Genomic DNA, 18,255 nt, shown 5'->3' on the forward strand with positions numbered 1-18,255 from the left:
ACGCCCGCAGCCCCAGTGCGGCTCACCAGGTGACGCGGGAGTTGGCGTTGAGCACCCGGATCGCGTTCACAGTGGTGTAGCCGCGCCATTCGAGCGTGGCCGCGGGTGAGTAGCTGGCGAACACCACGGGCCAGCCGCCATCGTCCTGCTGCCCGGCTTCGAGGTCGTCGAGTTCGCGTTCGACGGCTCGGTCGTCGAAGAGCCTCCGGGCCGGACCGGGGTTCGGGGCGAAGTCGAGCGGGCGCATGAACTCCTCGGCCGAGCCACCCGCGACGTGGAGGATTCCGTTGTCGGGCAGGAACTTCCCGAGGTGGTCGAGCAGCTCGGCCGCCTCCGGCCGGGTGGCGTGCGCCGCGTCGAGGAACCGGATCGCGAACGACAGCTCGATCGCGTGCGGCGCGCTGTCGATCCGCCGGATGGCCTCGATGCAGGTGCGCGTCGCCTCGGCCAGCCACGGGTGCTCAGCGACGGCACCGTCGTGCGCAGCGACCCGCAGCGCCGTACCGGCGACAAAAGCCGTGCTCTGCAAGGAGAACGTCGGTACGGCCTGTGTCCAAAATGGAGCGCACCCGGCCGGGTCGGCCACGGGGAACGCGAACGGCAGCCCACCGCCCGGCAGCGAGACCGACGTCAGCCAGTCACACAGCTCGGCCGCGAGGGGCGTGGTCGCCGGCGCGATCTGCTCGAAGACTTCGAACGCGTGCAGCGCCCCACCCGGCTGGCTCTCCGGCGCGCGCAGATCGGGCTCCAGCCCCCAGCCGTAGCCGCCGTCCGCGTTCCGATACCCCTCGACCGCCCCGAGCACGGCCTGCGGTATAACCTCGCCGGTCAACAGCTCGAACCGCCGCCGTTCGAGCACCCGGGCGTGCGTGGCGAGAAATGAGGCGGCGGCGTTCAGATTCACAGTCACCCGATCACCGTGACATGCGCGCGGGCGAACGTCTTGAACAGTTCGGTCATCCGGCAGCAGTTCACCCGGGAAGACGGAACGGAGTGGAGCTGAGGGGAATCGAACCCCTGACCCCCGCCTTGCAAAGGCGGTGCTCTACCAATTGAGCTACAGCCCCGGGCACGGGCGGCGGCGGCCGCCCGTCCGCAGGTCAGTTGTGCGAGGCGTCCGTGGTCTTGGCCGGCGTGGTGCCGTTCACCGAGATCGGGCCGGTGGGAGCCGTGGCTTCACGCCACAGGTCAGCTTCGGCCTTGGCCGCCTTGTTGCGCTTGACGACGAACAGAACGCCGCCCGCGACGACCGCGAGTGCCACCAGCTTCTTCACCTGAAGCCCCCTTATTCGACTTGCCGAGGTACTCCCCGATGCTACTGCACCCGGCCGACACGGAACCCGGCGGTTCCCGGCCCGCGTTGGTTCCACGTGGAACCACGGGCGGCCCGCGTCACCGCGAGCCTGGAATACCGACGCGGCCCGGACGGTTGAACCCACTGGTCGGTACGCCCACCGTGTCCCCCGGGCTCACCCCCTGGCCCTCGCGGAGTTCCGTTCGGCTGGAACCGCGTCGCGCCCTCCGCCGAGAGGCGACCGTGTGCGGGCCGACCACGCACAACTCAGCCCTGCCGGTCCTTCTCTTCCCGGCAGGGCTGACTCTTGTCCACCGCCGCTCGCCCTCGCTGAAGGGTGGCTCGCCCAGTACCGGTATCGCCGGGATCTCCCAGACCGCCTGGCCGCCTGCCAGCCTGGTCGAGCCGGTTCACGGCACCCAAGCTTCCCCGGCGGAGGAACGAAAACCCATGGCGGACAACCACTTCACCCCTCACACTGACCTGTTCACCTTGAGCGGGAAACGCGCGCTCGTCACGGGCGGCACCCGGGGAATCGGGCTGATGATCGCGCGCGGCCTCCTCCAGGCAGGCGCTCGCGTCGTCATCAGCTCACGCCAGGCAGACGCGTGCACCGAGGCCCAGCGGCAGCTATCCGAATTCGGCGATGTCCGGGCGATTCCGGCCGACCTGTCCCGGCACGACGAGTGCCGGCGCCTCGCCGATCTGGTCGAAGCCGGCTCGGAGCGCCTGGACATCCTCGTCAACAACGCGGGGGCGATGTGGCGCGAACCCCTGGAGACCTTCCCGGAACAGGCTTGGGACTCGGTGGTCGACCTCAACCTGAAATCGCCGTTCTGGCTGGTGCAGGCGCTGCTGCCCGCGCTCGGCCGGGCGGGCACCGCCGACGATCCCGCGCGGGTCATCAACATCGGCAGTATCGCCGCCATCCACGTCGCCGCTTCGCCCAACTACTCCTACGCCAGCAGCAAAGCGGCACTCCACCAGCTCACCCGGGTGCTGGCCCGGGAGCTGGGCCCCCAGCACGTCACGGTGAACGCGGTGGCCCCAGGGCCGTTCCCCTCGCAGATGATGGCGTCCACGCTCGAGGCCATGGGCGACACGATCGCGGCGAAGGCCCCGCTGCGCCGGCTCGGCCGTGACGACGACATGGCCGGTATCGCCGTCTTCCTCGCCAGCCGGGCCGGGTCCTATCTCACGGGCGCCGTCATCCCGGTCGATGGCGGCATCGCCACGACCGCATCGGGTACCTGACGACCGGTCCTCGCGGACACAGCCGGGGGGCACCGGCAGAGCCTCCCCCCGTCCGCGGACCGGGCCTATGGTGAAGGCGTGGCCAAGATCGATCTGCGCACCGAAATCAAGGAGTTCCTGACTTCCCGTCGCGCGCGGATCACGCCCGAAGAGGCTGGTCTGCCCGCGTACGGCGGCAACCGCCGCGTCAAGGGCCTGCGCCGCGAAGAGGTGGCTCTGCTGGCCGGGGTATCGGTCGACTACTACGTGCGGATGGAGCGCGGCAGCCTCGCCGGCGCCTCCGACGGAGTGCTCGACGCGATGGCTTCCGCCTTGCACCTCGACGAGGCCGAGCGCGATCACCTCTTCCACCTGGCCCGGCAGTCCCGGACACCCGGTGGTCCACGCCGCCGGCGGCCCGCCGCGACGGTGCGCCCGGCCCTTCAGCAGGTGCTCGACGCCATCACCGGCGCACCGGCGTGGATCTGCAACAGCCGTGACGACGTGCTGGCCACGAACCACCTCGCCCGCGCGCTGTACTCGCCGGTGCTGGCCGACCCGCGGCGGCCGGCGAACACCGCGCGGTTCGTGTACCTGAACCCCGAAGCGGCACGAACCTTCTTCGTCGACTACGACCGGATCGCCCGCGATGTGGCCGCGAAGCTTCGCATGGAGGCCGGGCGCCACCCGCACGACGAGGAGCTGATCACCCTGGTCGGCGAGTTGTCCACCCGCAGCGAACGGTTCCGGCAGCGGTGGGCCTCGCAGGACGTTCGGCTCCACCGGTCCGGGCTCAAGCGGATGCACCACCCGGTGGTCGGCCGGCTCGACCTGGACGTCGAGTCGATGGAGCTGCCGGCCGAACCCGGACTGATCCTGAACGTCTACACCGCGCCCACCGGCACGGCGACCGCAGACGGTCTGGCCCTTCTGTCGTCGTGGGCGGCGGACCAGGAGAACCCCGTGCGCTGAGCCACCGGCTCATCCTCACCAGGTCGGGCGAAAATCACCCAGACCAAGCAAAAGCCCGGCTCGCAGCTTGCGAACCGGGCTTTGGACTGTGGGCCCACCAGGACTTGAACCTGGGACCTCTTCGTTATCAGCGAAGCGCTCTAACCACCTGAGCTATGGGCCCGTCGAACGGAAGGAACTCTACCGGACCCCCGCAGGGGCCCGGCAACCGGGTTACTCCCGTTCCGACAGGGTCACTTCCAGTCCGCCCGCGAGATCGGCCGAGACGTTGTAGATGAACGCGCTCACCGTGGCCAGCGCGGACACCAGCACGATGTTGATCGCCCCCAGGATGGCGGCGATGCCGAACACCCGGCCCGCGCTGATCAGCGGCTCCGAGGACGCGTTGGCGCCTTCACCGCCGACCAGGGACGAGTACGTGCCGTTCAGCTTGTCCCACACGCCCATGCCGTCCAGCACCGTGTACAGCACACCCACGGCGACCAGCCACACGAAGAACATCGCGACGCCGAGGACCAGGGCCAGCTTCAGCACCGACCACGGGTCGAACCGCTTGATCTGCAGGCTGGCCCGGCGCGGGCCGCGACCCGGGCGGCGCAGTGCGCTGGGGGTGGGGCGGGGCCGGCCGGCCGGCGGGAGGTCTTCGGCCGGCTCGGGCTGCACCGGCCCCGCGGCCCCGCCGAACAGGCGGGGGGCCGCGGAGCCGGTCACCACGGGGTATTCGCTCTCGCTCACGCGCGGTCCGTCCTGCTCATGATCCGAGTAGACCACACCCTCGGTGGCGATTCCGGTCGAGACCGTGGCCTCGGCGTCACCGCCGCCGTCCTTGGCGGTCCGCTGCCACGGAGGGGTCGCCGACGCGCCGTCGGCCTTCTCGGATGGTGTCACGAAGAGTCAGTCCTTACCCGTGCGTGGGGCGCCGCTCACTGTTCCGGCGCCGTGCCGTCTTCTGCGTCGGTCTCCTCGGGCGTGGTGGCCACCTCGCCGTCGATGACGGTGGGGGTTTCCACGTCCGCGGATTCCTCGCCATCACTGGCGACGTCCGAACCCTCGTCGGCGTTGCGTGCGACCGCCAGAAGTGTGGTTCCGTCACCCAGATTCATCAGGCGCACCCCCTTGGTCTGCCGACCGGCCTTCCGCACGTCGCGCGCCGGCGTGCGGATGACCCCGCCGCTGGACGTGATGGCGAACAGCTCGTCGTCGAAGTCGACGATGAGTGCCCCCACCAGCCTGCCACGCTTGCGGTCGTGCTGGATGGTGAGCACCCCCTTGCCGCCGCGGCCCTGCACCGGGTAGTCCTCGATGGGCGTGCGCTTGGCGTACCCGCCGTCGGTCGCGACGAGCAGGAACTTGTCCGGTTTGACCACGCTGATGCCGAGCAGTTCGTCGCCGTCGTTGAAGCGCATGCCGAGCACGCCCGAGGTCGCCCGGCCCATCGGCCGCAGAGCCTCGTCGGTGGCGTGGAAGCGGATCGACTGGCCCTCCGCCGACACCAGGAGCAGGTCGTCCTCCGCCGCGGCCAGCACCGCGCCCATCAGCTCGTCGCCCTCGCGCAGGTTGACGGCGATGAGGCCGCCGGCGCGGTTGGAGTCGAAGTCGGTGAGCTTGGTCTTCTTCACCAGGCCGCGCTTGGTGGCCAGCACCAGGTACGGCGCCACCTCGTAGTTCGGGATCTCGATGACCTGGGCGATCTTCTCGTCCGGCTGGAACGCCATGAGGTTGGCCACGTGCTGGCCGCGCGCGTTGCGGTTCGCCTCCGGCAGGTCGTAGGCCTTGGCGCGGTAGACGCGGCCCTTGTTCGTGAAGAACAGGATCCAGTCGTGCGTGGAGCAGACGAAGAAGTGCTGGACGATGTCGTCCTGCTTCAGCGTGGCGCCCTGCACGCCCTTGCCGCCGCGCTTCTGCGAGCGGTACAGGTCGGTCTTGGTGCGCTTGGCGTAGCCGGTCCGGGTGATGGTGACCACCACGTCCTCGACCGCGATCAGGTCCTCGACCGAGACCTCGCCCTCGAACGGGATGATCTTCGTGCGCCGGTCGTCGCCGTACTTGTCGACGATCTCCATCAGCTCGTCGCGGATGATCGCGCGCTGGCGCTCCGGCTTCTCCAGGATGTCCTTGAGGTCGGCGATCTCCAGCTCGATCTCGGCCAGCGTGTCGATGATCCGCTGGCGCTCGAGGGCGGCCAGGCGGCGCAGCTGCATGTCGAGGATCGCGGTGGCCTGGATCTCGTCGACGTCGAGCAGCTCCATCAGGGCCGGCCGGGCCTCGTCGGCCGAGGGCGAGCGCCGGATCAGGGCGATCACCTCGTCCAGCAGGTCCAGGGCCTTGACCAGGCCACGCAGGATGTGGGCCCGCTCCTCGGCCTTGCGCAGGCGGAAGCGGGTCCGCCGGACGATGACCTCGACCTGGTGCGTCACGTAGTGCCGGATCATCTGGTCCAGCCGCAGCGTGCGCGGCACCTGGTCGACCAGGGCCAGCATGTTCACGCCGAAGTTCTGCTGGAGCTGGGTGTGCTTGAACAGGTTGTTCAGCACGACCTTGGCCACCGCGTCCCGCTTGAGCGTGACCACGATCCGCATGCCGGACCGGCTGTTGGACTCGTCGGCGATGTCGGCGATCCCGGTGAGCTTGCCGTCGCGCACCAGGTGCGCGATGTTCTCCACCAGGTTGTCCGGGTTGACCTGGTACGGCAGCTCGGACACGACGAGCGTGGTGCGCCCCTTCGCGTCCTCCTCGACCTCGACCACGGCCCGCATGCGCACCGAGCCGCGGCCGGTGCGGTAGGCGTCCTCGATGCCGGAGTTGCCGAGGATCATCGCCTTGGTCGGGAAGTCCGGGCCCTTGACCCGCACGAGCAGCGCGGCCAGCAGCTCGTCGTCGGAGGCTTCGTAGTTCTCCAGCGCCCACACGACGCCGGAGGCGACCTCGCGCAGGTTGTGCGGCGGGATGTTGGTCGCCATCCCGACCGCGATCCCGGAGCCGCCGTTGACCAGCAGGTTCGGGAACCGCGCGGGCAGCACGTCGGGCTCCTGCGTGCGGCCGTCGTAGTTGTCGGAGAAGTCGACGGTGTCCTCTTCGATGTCCGCCAGCATCTGCATCGCCAGCGGCGCCAGGCGCGACTCCGTGTACCGCATGGCGGCGGCGGGGTCGTTGCCCGGCGAACCGAAGTTGCCCTGCCCGTCGATCAGCGGGTAGCGCATGGACCACGGCTGGGCCAGGCGCACCAGCGCGTCGTAGATCGCCGAGTCGCCGTGCGGGTGGTAGTTGCCCATGACGTCGCCGACCACGCGCGAGCACTTGTTGTACCCGCGGTCCGGCCGGAAGCCGGAGTCGAACATCGAGTAGAGCACCCGTCGGTGCACCGGCTTGAGGCCGTCCCGCACGTCCGGCAGGGCCCGCGACACGATCACGCTCATCGCGTAGTCGATGTAGGACCGCTGCATCTCCTGCTGGATGTCGACCGGCTCGATCCGGTCGTGGTCCGGCGCCGGCGGCAAGGTTTCCGTCATGGGTTCCTTCTCGGTGGAGAGTCCTGGGGTGGCAGAGCGGGCGGACGGCTACACGTCCAGGAAGCGCACGTCCTTGGCGTTGCGGGTGATGAACGATCGGCGGGCCTCGACGTCCTCGCCCATCAGCACGGAGAACAGCTCGTCGGCCTGGGCCGCGTCGTCGAGGGTGACCTGGCCCAGCAGGCGGTTGGCCGGGTCCATCGTGGTCTCCCACAACTCCTCGGCGTTCATCTCGCCGAGACCCTTGTACCGCTGGATCGCGTCGTCCTTCGGCAGCCGGCGACCGGCCTCGACCCCGGCCTGGATGACGGCGTCGCGCTCCTTGTCCGAATAGGCGTACTCCGGCTCCTGGCGCGGCCACTTGATCTTGTACAGCGGCGGGCGCGAGAGGAACACGTGGCCGTGCTCGATCAGCGGTGACATGAAGCGGAACAGCAGGGTGAGCAGCAGCGTGGTGATGTGCTGGCCGTCGACGTCGGCGTCGGCCATCAGCACGATCTTGTGGTACCGCAGCTTCTCGAGGTCGAAGTCGTCGTGGATACCGGTGCCGAGCGCGGTGATCAGCGACTGGACCTCGGTGTTCTTGAGCACGCGGTCGATGCGGGCCTTCTCGACGTTGATGATCTTGCCGCGGATCGGCAGGATCGCCTGGTACATCGAGTCGCGGCCCTCCTTGGCCGAGCCGCCGGCCGAGTCGCCCTCCACGATGTAGAGCTCGCACTCGCCCGGGTTGGTGGAGCGGCAGTCCTTCAGCTTGCCGGGCAGGCCGCCGATCTCCAGCGCGCCCTTGCGGCGGACCAGGTCACGGGCCTTGCGCGCGGCCATCCGCGCCTGGGCCGAGGAGATCGACTTGTTGATGACCGTCTTCGCCTCGGCCGGGTTGCGCTCGAACCAGTCGGCCAGCCACTCGTTGGACTGCTGCTGCACGAACGTCTTGGCTTCGCTGTTGCCCAGCTTGGTCTTGGTCTGGCCCTCGAACTGCGGCTCGGACAGCTTGATCGAGACGATCGCGGCGAGGCCCTCGCGGACGTCGTCACCGGTGAGGTTCGCGTCCTTCTCCTTGAGCAGCTTCTTGTCGCGCGCGTAGGCGTTCACCACGCGGGTGAGCGCCGCGCGGAAGCCTTCCTCGTGCGTGCCGCCCTCGTGCGTGTTGATCGTGTTGGCGAAGGTGTAGACCGACGGCGTGAACCCGTTGTTCCACTGCATCGCGACCTCGACCTCGAGGCCGGTGCCCTTGGCGTCGAAGGAGATCACGCTCTCGTGGATCGGGTCCTTGCTGGCGTTGATGTGGCGGACGAAGTCTTCGAGGCCGCCGGGGTAGCAGTAGACCTTCTCCTTGACCCGGGCCTGCTTGCCCTGGGCGTCCTGCTCGGTCTCCTCGTCGGCGACGCGCTCGTCGCGCAGCGACAGGGTGAGGCCCTTGTTCAGGAACGCCATCTCCTGCAACCGGCGGGAGATCGTCTCGAAGATGTAGGTGGTGGTCTCGAAGATGTCCCCGTCGGCCCAGAAGGTGATCGTGGTGCCGGTGTCCTCGGCCGGGCCGAGGTCTTCGAGCTCGCCGGCGATCTGGTTGGTGTAGAGCTGACGCCAGCTGCGGCCGCCGACCTTGATCTCGGCCAGGAGCCGGGTCGAGAGCGCGTTCACCACCGAGACGCCGACGCCGTGCAGGCCGCCGGAAACCGCGTAGGAGTCGCTGTCGAACTTGCCGCCCGCGTGCAGGATGGTGAGCACGACCTCGAGGGTCGGCTTCTTCTCCTTGGGGTGCATGTCCACCGGGATGCCCCGGCCGTCGTCGACGACCCGCACCCCGCCGTCGGCCAGGAGGGTAACCTCGACCTTGGTGGCGTACCCCGCCATCGCCTCGTCCACGGAGTTGTCCACCACCTCCTGGACCAGGTGGTGCAGACCGCGTTCACCGGTGGAGCCGATGTACATGCCAGGACGTTTGCGGACCGCTTCGAGGCCTTCGAGCACGGTGATGGACGACGCGTTGTACTCGCTCTTGTTCTCGGTCACCGGCGTTGTTTCTCCTCGTCTCGCCCGAGCGGACGCTCGCTACCCGTCCAGTGTACTTGCCCGCCTACGCTGACATGCGGCAAGGACACCCCTCAGTGCGTCACAGAGGCGCGAAATCGTTCGAGGGCTAGTCATCTCGTATCCGGACCAGCTTGACGCGGTTCTCGGGGAACTCACCCGCCGCCGCGCAACCCGGGTCAGCCGTACGTGTCACGCGGCCCGCGCCCGGGCACGTGCCGCGGCCCCTTCCGCCAGCTCGGAGCGGTCGGACCCTGGATCCGCATCCGCTTGACCACCCCGTGCCCGACCCCCGCCGCGATCTTGGTCAACAGCTTGCCCTGCAGCAACCGAAGCTGCGTGGCCCACGCCGTGGAACTCGCGCGCACGGTCAGCTCACCGTCCTTGAGCGCCACCGGCTGGGCGTGCTCGGCGACGTCCTCCCCGACCAGCCGGGCCCACTGGCCGAACACCTGCGCGTTGGTCACGGTGCCCTGCCACCCGCTGTCGGCCACCAGCCGCGAGACCAGCCGCCCGAGCGGCTGCGGGTCGCGCGCGTCCGCCCCGGAGCCGGACCACCGGCGCCGGCGCGGGTTCTGCCCACCGCTCCCACCGGTGATCCGCCCGCGCCGCAGGTTCGGCGGCGCGCCCCGCTCCTTGGCCTTCGCCTTGGCCGCTTCGAGAGCGGCGTGGGCCAGGTCACGTCCGGAAACCGCCTCGGAGCCGGACGGCTGAACACCGCCGGGTCGCTCCCGGTCGTCTCCGGCCCGGTTTGCGGCGGACGAGGCATCGGTACCGGAATCCGTCGGTCCTCGATCGGCTGGTCCCCGGCCGACGTCGCCTCGGCCGGCCGCCGCACTTCGCCCGGGTGCGCGCTGTTCGGCCGCATCCTGACCGGTGGCGGTTGGTCCGGCCGCACCGCGACCGGTGGCGCTCCGGTCGGCGGCCTGGCCGTTCGACCACGACCGCGTACCGGAAGCCCGGCGGTCCCGGGCCTGACCGCGCTCGGCCCGGCCGTTCTGCCGCCGACCACCCGAAGACTGCCCCTCCGGCGCCCGGCCGATCGAACGCGGCCACGCGGCGGCACCGGCCGGCAGCACCGGACCCTCGCCCGAGGACGTCCGGCCGCCCGCAGGCCGCTCACCGTTCCCCGGCGGATCGAGCGCGAACAGACCGTCCAGAGCCTCGTCCGCCGAAGCACCCGAAGCCGCACCGCCTGACGACCCACCGCCCGGCGAGGCACCCTTCGCCGAAACACCACGCGCTGGGACCCAGCCCGCTGAAGCAACCCCCGCCGACGCACCGCCTGAGGAGACACGGCCCGAGGAGGCACCGTCTGCTGAGACACCACCCACCGAGGTCCGTGCAGCCGACCCACCGGCCGAAGCCCGGCCCCCGACTAACCCGCGTGCTCCGGTCCCACCCGGTGCGGCCCGAAGAGCGGAAGTCCGAGGCGCGGAAGTCCGAGGCGCCGAGTTCTGGCCATCTGAAGTCTGGGCCGCTGAAGTCCGGGCCGCTGAGGTCTGGGCCTCACCCCGTCCTCCAGCCGTCCCGTCCCCGGCACCTGTGGACCGTTCCCCCGCCCCCCGCCGGACCGAATCGGCGCCCGGCCCGATCGGCCCAGCCACGTTGTCACGCTGGGTGTCCGAAACGGCCTCCCCGCGTGGGGGATGACCCACATGGGGGATTTCAGGACCCCCATCTGGCCGGTTGGTCACGCGCGGCGATAACCCCTTCACGGGTTTATCCACACTGTCCACAGGTTTGTCCCCAGATTGGTGGGTAACCGCTGGGGCCGCAGTCACTCCGCGTGGCCAGTCCGATCCTGCCGGTGATTCCTCAGGCACGGGTGACCTCGCCATCCGCCACGACGAACCGGCATCCGGCCAGCTCGGCGGGCACGTCCTCGTCGACCGCCGCCGTGATGAGCACCTGTTCGGCCCCCGCGGCGACCTCCGCGAGCCGGGCGCGGCGCTTGCGGTCCAGCTCCGCGAACACATCATCCAGCAGAAGCACCGGTTCGCCGGCTTCGCCACGCAGGAGCTCGTAACTCCCGAGCCGCAGGGCCAGCGCGAACGACCAGGACTCGCCGTGGCTCGCGTACCCCTTCGCCGGCATGTCGCCGAGGATCAGGTCCAGCTCGTCACGGTGCGGTCCGACCAGGCTGATCCCGCGCTCCAGCTCGTTGCGACGCACCTCGGCCAGGGCCTTGAGCAGCAGCTCCCGCAACACCTCCGCGTCGGCCCGCTCACCACCAGCCACGCCGTACGACGATGGCAGCGCTTCGCCGAGCGAAGACCTGTACGCGATCTTCGCGGGCCGCGAGTCCGGAGCGACGCCCATGTACGCCTCAGTCGCGTACGGCCCGAGGTCGGCGATGAGGTTGAGCCGTGCAGCGAGCAGCGCAGCCCCAGCCACCGAGAGGTGGTCGTCCCACACGTCGAGCGTCGACAGCGCGTACGGGTCCTCTCGACCGGTCCGGCGCTTACCGGCGGTCTTGAGCAGGGCGTTGCGCTGCTTCAGCACCTTCTCGTAGTCAGCCCGGACGCCGGCGTAACGCGGCGCGCGCAGCACCAGCAGCTCGTCCATGAACCGCCGCCGCTCGCCCGGGTCGCCGCGCACGAGCGCCAGGTCCTCCGGGGAGAACAGCACGGTGCGCAGGATGCCGAGCACATCGCGCGGCTTGCCGACCGCGCCGCGGTTGACGCGCGCGCGATTGGCCCGGCCCGGCGTGATCTCGAGCTCGACCGTCAGCTCGCGGTCTTCGTTGACCACGGCGACCCGGACGAGCGCGCGTTCACAGCCCTGCCGCACGAGCGGCGCGTCCGTCGCGACCCGGTGCGAGCCGAGGGTCGCGACGTAGCCGATCGCCTCGAGCAGGTTCGTCTTCCCCCGGCCGTTCTGGCCGACGAGCACGACCGGCCCCGGTTCGAGGGCGAGGTCGGCCTGCGGCCAGGACCGGAAGTCGGTGACCTGGAGGTGTCGCAGATACACGGGCGGGGACCGGGCCGGGAGCTAGCTCCCGGCCTTCTTCACCGCGTGGCCGCCGAACTGGTTGCGCAGCGCGGCGACGGCGCGCATCGCCGCGGAGTCCTTCTGCCGCGAGGAGAACCGGGCGAACAGCGCGGCGGAGAGCACCGGCGCCGGCACCGCGTGGTTCACCGCCTCCTCCAGCGTCCACCGGCCCTCACCGGAGTCCTCGACGTACCCTTCGAGGTCGTCCAGGTCCGGGTCCTCGTCCAGCGCGCGGACCAGCAGGTCGAGCAGCCAGGAGCGGACCACGGTGCCGCGCTGCCAGCCCTTGATCACGGCCGGCACGTCGTCGACGACCTTCGAGGCTTCGAGCAGCTCGAAGCCCTCGGCGTAGGCCTGCATGATGCCGTACTCGATGCCGTTGTGGATCATCTTCGCGTAGTGGCCCGCACCGACCGAGCCGGCGTGCGAGAAGCCCTCTTCGCGCGGGCCCTCGGGACGGAGCGCGTCGAAGATCGGCATCGCGCGGGTGACCTCGGCCGCCGCGCCGCCGACCATCAGGCCGTAACCGTTGTCCTTGCCCCAGACCCCACCGGAGACACCGCAGTCGAGGTAGCCGATGTTCTTGGCCGCGAGCAGGTCGGCGTTCAGCTTGTCGTCGGTGAACTTCGAGTTGCCGCCGTCGATCACCATGTCGCCTTCGGACAGCAGCGAGCCGAGCTCGACGATGGTCTGCCGGGTCGCGTCGCCCGCCGGGACCATGATCCAGACGATCCGCGGACCGTCCAGTTTGGACACCAGATCGGTCAGCGAATCGGAGTCGCTGACGTCGGGGTTGCGGTCGTAGCCGACCACCTCGTGCCCGGCGGCGCGCAGCCGCTCGCGCATGTTGAAGCCCATCTTGCCCAGGCCGACGAGACCGAGCTGAACCATGAGATCCCCTTAGGTAGTAACGAAAATCCGCGGTGTGAACGGCTTGCGTCAGCCGGGCAGCCGGACCGGCATCAGCAGGTACAGGTAGCCGGGGACGACGTTGCCCTCGGCGTCGGCGGGCTTGATCAGCGCCGGCCGGTTCGGGGTGGTGAAGGTCAGCTCGGCGCGGTCGCTGTGCAGCGCGCCGAGGCCGTCGACGAGGTAGCCCGGGTTGAACGCGATGGTCACCGGCTCGCCCTCGTAGTCGACCTGCAGCTCCTCTTCGGCACTGCCCTCGTCGTCGCCGCCGGCGGACAGCCGCAGCGAGCCGTCGGCGAATTCGAGCCGCACCTGCGTGCCGCGCTCGGCGACCAGCGACACCCGCTTGATCGACTCGGCCAGCGCCGAAACGTCGATGACCGCGCGCGAGGTGTGGCTGGCCGGCAGCAGCTGCCGGTACGGCGGGAACTCGGCGTCGAGCAGGCGGGTGGTCGTGTACCGGCCGTTGCCGGACAGGCCGAGCAGTCCCTCGCCGCTGGCCAGTGCGAGCTTGACCGTGCTGCCGGCCCCGCCGAGCGTCTTCGCGGCCTCGGCCAGCGTGCGCGCCGGGACGAGCACCGCGGCGTCGGGCAGGCCCTCGGTGGGCTTCCAGGTGAACTCGCGCATGGCCAGGCGGAAGCGGTCGGTGGCGACCAGGGTCAGCGTGCTGCCGGAGATCTCCAGCCGCATGCCGGTCAGCATCGGGAGCGTGTCGTCCTTGCCCGCCGCGGTGACGACCTGCGTCACCGCCTGGCCGAAGACGTCGCCGGTCAGCTCACCGGCGAACGCGGGCTGGGACGGCAGCTGCGGGTAGTCCTCGACCGGCATGGTGGGGAGGCTGAACCGGGCACTGCCGCAGGTGATGGTGGCCCGGGAGCCGTCGACGGAGATCTCCACCGGCTGCGCGGGCAGCGCCTTGGTGATGTCGGCCAGCAGCCGGCCGGACACCAGCAGCCGGCCGCCGTCGGCGATCGTCGCCGGGACGCCCACCGTGGCGGAGACCTCGTAGTCGAAGCCGGACACCGTGAGCGCGTCGCTCTCCCCGTCCGCGCCGGCGTCGAGCAGCACCCCGCCCAGAACCGGCACCGGAGGCCGGGACGGGAGGCTTCTGGCCACCCAGGCGACGGCGTCGGCGAGCCCGTCGCGCTCGACGCGGATCTTCATGCGCGCATCCTTTCGACAGCCGAGCCCCTCGGCTCGTGAAGGGGTCGACGGGGTACCGGCCCATGAACAACCGCGCAGACCGGGTCCCCACCGGGCTGGTCCGGATCCCGTGCCGGGGACGGCGCGGAGTTCGGACCAGGTGCAGACATCCACGTTAGGCCGTCGCCGGGGGTGCCGTCACCTCGGCCTCCCCTTGAGTTTGTCGACAAGACGACAGCATTCGCCGGTTGTCCCCAACTTCGTCCATCGCCTGTTTTTGTTCTGTTCTCTTCTTAAAAAGATCTAAGGGCAGTGACAGTAATAGGGGCTGTGGATTGTGTGGATGGAGCTCGTTCGCGCAGGTCGCGTCGCGCGCCGGGGTGTGGAGAGCCCTGGTGGTGGATCCGTGGACAGCTCGGGCCGGCCGTGGATGGTTTCTGGGGATGGCCGATCTGTCCACAATCGGCCCTAGTTGTCCCCATGGTTATCCCCAGCTGTGCGCCCAGTTGTACCCAGGCTCTGTGGGTCTCCGAAGCCGTCCGGTTCGCCCTGGCGAGTGACGGGCGACGCATGTGGATCATGTGTGGGCAACCTGTGGAATCCCCGTGGACAACCCTGTGGAAAGACTGTGGATTCCGTGTGGGTGGGGTGTGTACGGATTCGACGTCGTCGCAGGCTGTGGATGTGTTGAGGGTGTGGGCAAACTGCACACAGGGTGGGGAAAAGTCTTTGTGTATCAATGGGTTTGGTGATTGCTGCGTACGCGGGTGTACACGGCCAAGAGCACGGCGCTTTGCTTCGCTGCTTCGGACGGTGTCGTCCATGTGAGACCGACGTACGCGGCGGAGCGTTGCGTGGCTGGGGAAGCGCCCTAGCGAGACGGCACTGAACCGAAGCCACGCAAGACGACGATGGCCTGAAAGCAGTGCGGGTCTGGAAGCAGAGAGGCCGGGAAGCAGTGAGGCCCGGTGACACTGCAACCTCGGTGACACTGCAACCTCGGTGACACTGAAGCCGAAGAACAAGCAGTGCCGCGCGCGAAACGCCCAGCCTCAGTGGGCTGTGGACGCTTACACGCAGCTGGGCGACGCTGCCGCGGTGATGCGGGTGCGGGAGTCCGTCTCGGCGAGTCTGTCGTGGTGCCTCGGTGTAGTGATTCGGTGCCGCTAGCCGTGCGAGCGGGCTAACGGAGCGCGGACGACAAGCCGTCTGACGCAGAGCGCGGACGATTGGCGGCCCGGAGTACGGGCGGCCGGACGATGAGCGGCCCGGACTACTGGCGGGCGCGCTGCTTGATGCGCGAGGTCAGCTCCTGCACCTGGTCGTAGATGCGCCGGCGCTCGGCCATCTCCTTGCGGATCTTCTTGTCCGCGTGCATCACGGTGGTGTGGTCGCGGCCGCCGAAGGTCTGGCCGATCTTCGGCAGCGACATGTCGGTCAGCTCGCGGCAGAGGTACATCGAGATCTGGCGGGCGGTGGCGAGCGCCTTGGTCTTGCCCGGGCCGCAGAGGTCGTCGAGCGTGACGTCGAAGAACTCCGCCGTCACGCCCATGATGGTCGGCGCCGTGATCTCCGGAGCGTGGGAGTCGGGGATCAGGTCGCGCAGCACGATCTCGGCCAGGCCGATGTCGACCGCCTGCTGGTTCAGCGAGGCGAAGGCCGTGACGCGGATGAGCGCGCCCTCCAGCTCGCGGATGTTGGCCTCGACCCGCGACGCGATGAACTCCAGCACCTCGCCCGGCACCGCGAGGCGGTCCTGCGCGGCCTTCTTGCGCAGGATGGCGATGCGGGTCTCGAGCTCCGGCGGCTGGATGTCGGTGATGAGACCCCATTCGAACCGCGTCCGCAGCCGGTCCTCCAGCGTCTCGAGGCGCTTGGGCGGGCGGTCGGAGGAGACGACGATCTGCTTGTTGGCGTTGTGCAGCGTGTTGAAGGTGTGGAAGAACTCCTCCTGGGTTCCTTCCTTGCCCTCCAGGAACTGGATGTCGTCCACGAGCAGGATGTCGATGTCGCGGTAGCGGCGCTGGAAGGCGACCTTGCGGTCGTCTCGCAGGGAGTTGATGAAGTCGTTCGTGAACTCTTCGGTCGACACGTACCGCACGCGCATGCCGGGGAACAGCCGCTGCGCGTAGTGCCCGACGGCGTGCAGCAGGTGCGTCTTGCCGAGCCCGGACTCACCCCAGATGAACAGCGGGTTGTACGCGCGGGCCGGTGCTTCGGCGACCGCGAACGCGGCGGCGTGGGCGAAGCGGTTGGATGCGCCGATGACGAAGGTATCGAAGGTGTACTTCTCGTTCAGCTTGGTCTTCGACGTCTGCGGCTGCGCGGGCGCGGTGTAGGGCTGCCCGGCGGTCGGCTGTCCGGAGAAGGACGGCCAGATCTCGTGCACGGCGGCAAGGGCGTCGCCCTCTTCGTCCACTTCTTCTTCGGTGTCTTCGAAATCCTCGGCGGACATCGGCTGGCCGCCGGACCTGGGCGGCGGGCCCGGCCGGGGCGGTGCGCCCGAGGGCATCAGGCCGTTTTCACCGAAGGACGGGCGCGGCGGCTCGGCGCGGTTTTCGGGCCGGCCGTTGTCGAGGTGGACGCCGCCGAGGTGGTTGTTGCCCAGGTGGCTGCCGTCGAGGTGGCCGTTGCCGGTTTCGGGCCGTCCGTTTTCCACCCGCGCGGGTGACGGCGCGTACCGGGGCGTGGGCGACGGCGCGACGGCCTCGGTGCTGTCGACCTTCACCGCGAGCGAGACGGTGCGGCCGAGGCGGCGGGACAGCGCGTCGGTGATCGCGCCGCGCAGGCCGCGCTCGATCGCTTCCTTGGCGAAGTCGCTGGGGGCGGCGAGCAGGGCGGTGCCGTCGAGCAGGCCGATGGGCCGGGTGACGCGCATCCAGGCCCGTTGCTGCGGCGACAGGGTGCCGTTGGACAGCTCCCGCACCACCTGCTCCCAGATGACACCCAGATTGTGCTGGTGCTCGGACACCTGTCTGGCTCCCCTCCCCTCGGCGGCGTGAACGGCGAAATCACCCCAAACACGCCCGGAACTCTCCCTCGGACGTCATTTTGGACCGACCTGCGCACGGGCACAGCGAATATCCACATAGTTGTCCACAGCTGTGCACTAATGTACGGCGGCCCGTAGCCACGCCACGTGCGGGTTCGACGTCCGCCCCGAGTGCCTCCACACCTGGGCCGCGATCCCGCCGCCACCTCGTCCGGTGACCCGAAAGAGGCACGCTAACAAGCCCGGTGCGCGGCCACAAGACGTCGTCGCGCGCAAGCATTTCACGCGGTCCGGCGCGGGGCCATTCGATGCCCGGGCGGTCCGTGGGCCGGGGATCGGGGTCCGGTCGCGGTGCGTGGTAGAGGGGTGCCTTCACGGCTCCCGACCGGGGTGCGTACCCTCGTAAGGTCTCCCGTAAGCGGCGGGCTCGTTTCGCGTGCCCAGGTATGTCGTCGCTCGTCGTGACGAGGCCACACGTTGGTAGGAGACACCAGAGACTGCCGTGCGACCGCACGACATGCCGGTAGAGACGGCCGAAAAGCCGTCGCCCGACGGCCGACACACAGGAGAAGCAGTGAGCAAGGGTAAGCGCACCTTCCAGCCGAACAACCGACGACGCGCCCGGGTCCACGGTTTCCGCCTCCGCATGCGGACCCGTGCGGGCCGGTCCATCCTGGCGGCCCGCCGTCGCAAGGGCCGCGGCGCGCTGTCCGCTTGATCCGGCTCGTCGAGGCACGCCGTGCTGCCCGTTGCCGCACGTCTGCGGCGGAGTGAGGACTTCCGGGTCGTCCTCCGCCGGGGGGCGCGGGCCGGTCGGCGGCGTCTCGTCGTCCACGCGTTGACCACGGACCCGTCCGTGGCCGCACCCGATGCGGCCAGGGCGGGTTTTGTGGTGAGCAAGGCCGTCGGGAATTCGGTGGTCCGCCACCGGGTCTCCCGGCGGCTTCGGCATCTCGTTTCCGCCCGGCTCGGAACACTGCCGCCCGGCAGCTCGTTGGTGGTACGGGCACTACCTCCGGCGGCGTCCGCTTCCAGTGCGGAGCTCGGCGCCGATCTCGACGCGGCGTTGCGACGACTCGGTCTCGCGCCGCACCGTCGTCCGTCCGGGGACGATGCTCCCCGGCAGCCGCGTCAGCAGGACCCGGCCCCAGACCACGGATCAGCGGTGTAACGCT

At 69.7% G+C, this 18,255-nt stretch carries 14 protein-coding genes and 2 tRNA genes; 4 read left to right on the top strand and 12 right to left on the bottom strand.

Annotated elements, in window-relative coordinates:
- Positions 1 to 22: 22 nt before the first annotated feature.
- The 3 genes from NYF13_RS05820 to NYF13_RS05830 form a co-directional block, all read right to left on the bottom strand.
- Complete coding sequence (locus NYF13_RS05820) at positions 23 to 910, bottom strand: hypothetical protein (RefSeq protein WP_315654640.1); 888 nt, start codon at positions 908 to 910, stop codon at positions 23 to 25.
- An 84-nt stretch (positions 911 to 994) separates the two neighbouring features.
- A tRNA-Ala gene (locus tag NYF13_RS05825) sits at positions 995 to 1,067 on the bottom strand.
- Positions 1,068 to 1,100: 33 nt separating this feature from the next.
- Positions 1,101 to 1,274, bottom strand: a complete 174-nt coding sequence (locus NYF13_RS05830) for a DLW-39 family protein (protein ID WP_315654641.1) — start codon at positions 1,272 to 1,274, stop codon at positions 1,101 to 1,103.
- A 470-nt stretch (positions 1,275 to 1,744) separates the two neighbouring features.
- On the opposite strand from NYF13_RS05830, the gene NYF13_RS05835 reads away from it, so the two are divergent.
- Positions 1,745 to 2,548, top strand: a complete 804-nt coding sequence (locus NYF13_RS05835; protein WP_315657218.1) for an SDR family oxidoreductase — start codon at positions 1,745 to 1,747, stop codon at positions 2,546 to 2,548.
- A 78-nt stretch (positions 2,549 to 2,626) separates the two neighbouring features.
- Positions 2,627 to 3,499 (top strand): helix-turn-helix transcriptional regulator, encoded by an 873-nt coding sequence (locus NYF13_RS05840; protein ID WP_315654642.1) that lies wholly within the window; start codon positions 2,627 to 2,629, stop codon positions 3,497 to 3,499.
- 89 nt (positions 3,500 to 3,588) lie between these two features.
- Here NYF13_RS05840 and NYF13_RS05845 read toward each other — a convergent pair.
- The 9 genes from NYF13_RS05845 to dnaA form a co-directional block, all read right to left on the bottom strand.
- Positions 3,589 to 3,662, bottom strand: a tRNA-Ile gene (locus NYF13_RS05845).
- Between the two features lie 50 nt (positions 3,663 to 3,712).
- The gene (locus NYF13_RS05850) at positions 3,713 to 4,387 is read right to left on the bottom strand and encodes a DUF3566 domain-containing protein (protein ID WP_315654643.1); all 675 of its coding nucleotides are present in this window, start codon (positions 4,385 to 4,387) and stop codon (positions 3,713 to 3,715) included.
- Positions 4,388 to 4,422: 35 nt separating this feature from the next.
- Positions 4,423 to 7,008 (bottom strand): DNA gyrase subunit A, encoded by a 2,586-nt coding sequence (gene gyrA, locus NYF13_RS05855; RefSeq protein ID WP_315654645.1) that lies wholly within the window; start codon positions 7,006 to 7,008, stop codon positions 4,423 to 4,425.
- Between the two features lie 48 nt (positions 7,009 to 7,056).
- A complete protein-coding gene (gene gyrB / locus NYF13_RS05860; RefSeq protein WP_315654647.1) occupies positions 7,057 to 9,024 on the bottom strand; it encodes a DNA topoisomerase (ATP-hydrolyzing) subunit B in 1,968 nt (655 codons plus the stop codon).
- A gap of 197 nt (positions 9,025 to 9,221) precedes the next feature.
- Positions 9,222 to 9,719, bottom strand: coding sequence for a DciA family protein (locus NYF13_RS05865; protein WP_315657220.1), 498 nt, complete (start codon positions 9,717 to 9,719; stop codon positions 9,222 to 9,224).
- 1,141 nt (positions 9,720 to 10,860) lie between these two features.
- The gene (gene recF / locus NYF13_RS05870) at positions 10,861 to 12,015 is read right to left on the bottom strand and encodes a DNA replication/repair protein RecF (protein WP_315654649.1); all 1,155 of its coding nucleotides are present in this window, start codon (positions 12,013 to 12,015) and stop codon (positions 10,861 to 10,863) included.
- A gap of 21 nt (positions 12,016 to 12,036) precedes the next feature.
- Positions 12,037 to 12,927 (bottom strand): phosphogluconate dehydrogenase (NAD(+)-dependent, decarboxylating), encoded by an 891-nt coding sequence (gene gnd / locus NYF13_RS05875; protein WP_315654651.1) that lies wholly within the window; start codon positions 12,925 to 12,927, stop codon positions 12,037 to 12,039.
- 48 nt (positions 12,928 to 12,975) lie between these two features.
- On the bottom strand, positions 12,976 to 14,109 hold the full coding sequence (gene dnaN, locus NYF13_RS05880) for a DNA polymerase III subunit beta (RefSeq protein WP_315654653.1): 1,134 nt from the start codon (positions 14,107 to 14,109) through the stop codon (positions 12,976 to 12,978).
- A gap of 1,252 nt (positions 14,110 to 15,361) precedes the next feature.
- Positions 15,362 to 17,059, bottom strand: coding sequence for a chromosomal replication initiator protein DnaA (dnaA, locus tag NYF13_RS05885; protein ID WP_315654655.1), 1,698 nt, complete (start codon positions 17,057 to 17,059; stop codon positions 15,362 to 15,364).
- A gap of 595 nt (positions 17,060 to 17,654) precedes the next feature.
- Here dnaA and rpmH point away from each other — a divergent pair.
- Positions 17,655 to 17,798 carry a 50S ribosomal protein L34 gene (gene rpmH / locus NYF13_RS05890; protein WP_091624469.1) on the top strand — a complete coding sequence of 48 codons (144 nt, stop codon included), beginning with the start codon at positions 17,655 to 17,657 and terminating at the stop codon, positions 17,796 to 17,798.
- A gap of 21 nt (positions 17,799 to 17,819) precedes the next feature.
- Positions 17,820 to 18,251, top strand: coding sequence for a ribonuclease P protein component (gene rnpA / locus NYF13_RS05895; RefSeq protein ID WP_315654660.1), 432 nt, complete (start codon positions 17,820 to 17,822; stop codon positions 18,249 to 18,251).
- The last annotated feature ends 4 nt before the right edge of the window (positions 18,252 to 18,255 follow it).

Origin of the sequence: Amycolatopsis sp. PS_44_ISF1 (assembly GCF_032335455.1) — a bacterium.
Classification (GTDB): domain Bacteria; phylum Actinomycetota; class Actinomycetes; order Mycobacteriales; family Pseudonocardiaceae; genus Amycolatopsis.